The organism is Bradyrhizobium macuxiense (assembly GCF_001542415.1).
GTDB classification, from domain to species: Bacteria; Pseudomonadota; Alphaproteobacteria; order Rhizobiales; family Xanthobacteraceae; genus Bradyrhizobium; species Bradyrhizobium macuxiense.
This window is the reverse complement of record NZ_LNCU01000014.1, coordinates 29,892-32,088: the sequence shown is the minus strand read 5'-3', so window position 1 is coordinate 32,088 and position 2,197 is coordinate 29,892. Positions and strand designations below refer to the sequence as shown.

The 2,197-nt window shown below is 66.2% G+C and carries 2 protein-coding genes and 1 pseudogene; all 3 read left to right on the top strand.

Going from position 1 to position 2,197, the window contains the following annotated elements; genetic code table 11:
- Positions 1 to 576: FAD binding domain-containing protein (locus AS156_RS03215; RefSeq protein WP_245312528.1), on the top strand; the 576-nt coding region annotated here is incomplete at its 5' end.
- 48 nt (positions 577 to 624) lie between these two features.
- On the top strand, positions 625 to 1,533 hold the full coding sequence (locus AS156_RS03210) for an AAA family ATPase (RefSeq protein ID WP_066499899.1): 909 nt from the start codon (positions 625 to 627) through the stop codon (positions 1,531 to 1,533).
- A gap of 145 nt (positions 1,534 to 1,678) precedes the next feature.
- A pseudogene (locus AS156_RS43860) lies at positions 1,679 to 2,197 on the top strand (VWA domain-containing protein); the annotation flags it as partial.

The following is a 2,197-nucleotide window of genomic DNA, read 5'->3' as shown; positions in this document are numbered from 1 at the left end:
GTCGCGAACTCGTCGATCATCGGAGAGGCGATCCCGGCGCTCGCCGAGCTTGCCGGCGGGATCGGCGATCCGGCCGTGCGCCACCGCGGCACGATCGGCGGCTCGCTCGCCAACAACGACCCGACCGCCGACTATCCGGCTGCGGTGCTGGCCCTGGGCGCAACCATCGTCACCAACAAGCGCCGCCTGAAGGCCGAGGAATATTTCCAAGGCCTGTTCTCGACCGCGCTGGAGCCGGACGAGATCATCACCAAGGTGATGTTCCCGCTGCCGAAGAAGGCCGCCTATGTGAAATTCCGCAACCAGGCGTCGCGTTACGCGTTGGTCGGTGTGTTCGTGGCCAAGCGTCCGTCGGATGTGCGCGTGGCGGTGACCGGTGCCGGCTCGGACGGCGTGTTCCGCGTCACCGCGTTCGAGGAGGCCCTGAAGAAGCGCTTCTCGCACAAGGTGCTCGACGGCATGACCGTTCCGGCCGAAGGGCTGAACAGCGACCTGCACGGCAGCGCGGAATACCGCGCACATTTGATCGGCGTCCTGGCCCGCCGGGCCGTGGAAGCCGCGACCGCCAAGGACTAAATACCAAGGCGTGATCTTGCTGACCCCTGTTCGAAGACTGGTAGTTCCATGAGTGCATCGGCGTTCCCCACTTCCGTCGATGCGCTCGAGGAGCTCTTGACCTCGCGCGGCTACCTCGCCGAGCGGCCGCTCGCCACCGTGACCTATCTGGCGTTGCGCATGGGTCGGCCGCTGTTCTTGGAAGGCGAGGCCGGCGTCGGCAAGACCGAGATCGCCAAGGTGCTGTCGGCCGCGCTGGGGCGCAAGCTGATCCGCCTGCAATGCTATGAAGGCCTCGACGTCGCCTCCGCCGTCTATGAGTGGAGCAGTGCCGCGCAGATGATCGCGATCCGGCTGGCGGAAGCCTCCGGCGATGCCGATCGCGACCAGCTTGCTAGCGACATCTTCGCCGAGCGCTTCCTGATCAAGCGGCCGCTGCTGCAGGCGCTCGAGCCCGATGTCGCAGGTCCGCCGGTGCTCTTGATCGACGAGCTCGATCGCGCCGACGAGGCGTTCGAGGCGTATCTGCTGGAAATCCTCAGCGACTTCCAGGTGACGATCCCCGAGCTCGGCACCGTGAAGGCGCCGGCGCCCCCGATCGTGATCATCACCTCGAACCGCACCCGCGAGATCCACGACGCGCTGAAGCGCCGCTGCCTCTATCACTGGGTGGATTATCCCTCGGCGGAGCGCGAGCTTGCGATCGTCAAGTCGCGGGTGCCGAACATTTCCGCGAAGCTCTCGCAACAGGTCGTCCGCTTCGTGCAGGCGCTGCGCAGCCAGGATTTCTACAAGTCTCCGGGCGTGGCTGAGACCATCGACTGGGCGACCGCGCTGTCCGAGCTCGACGCCCGCTCGCTGACGCCGCAGGTGGTGGGCGACACGCTGGGCGCGCTGCTCAAGTATCAAGACGATATTGCGCGCATGCAGGGCGATGCGCTGCAGAAGACTTTGAAGGAAGCGACGAGCGACACGTAAGTCGCGCGTTGCGTTTTGCGCCGTCATTCCGGGGCGATGCGCAGCATCGAGCTATGGTGCGCGGTTGCGCACCTGAGAATCTCGAGATTCCAGGTTCGCTCGCTCTGCTCGCGCCCCGGAACGACGGGAAAGTGGATCGGGTACGATGGCCATCAATCACCTTGCGCCTCCGACGGGCCACATGGCCGACAACGTCATCGGCTTTGCCCGCGCGCTACGGGCGGCGGGGCTTCCCGTCGGGCCGGGCTCGGTGATCGACGCGCTCAACGCAATCCAATTGATCGAGGTCGGCAGCCGCGCCGATTTCTACGCCACGCTGGAAGCGATCTTCGTCAAGCGCCACGAGCATGCGCTGATCTTCCGCCAGGCCTTCGACCTGTTCTTCCGCGCCGCCGAGGAGTGGAAGAGCATGCTGGACTCGGTGCCGCTGCCCGACCACGCGAAGAAGAAGCCGCCGCCGGCCTCCCGCCGCGTCCAGGAGGCGATGGCGCAGCCGGCAAGCCGCGAAGAGCGGCCGCAGGCCCAGGAGCAGGAGCTGAAGCTCTCGGTCTCCGACAAGGAGGTGCTGCAGAAGAAGGACTTTGCGCAGATGACGGCGGCGGAGATCGCCCAGGTCACGCGCGAAATCGCGCTGATGCGGCTGCCGCAGGCCGAGCTGGTGACC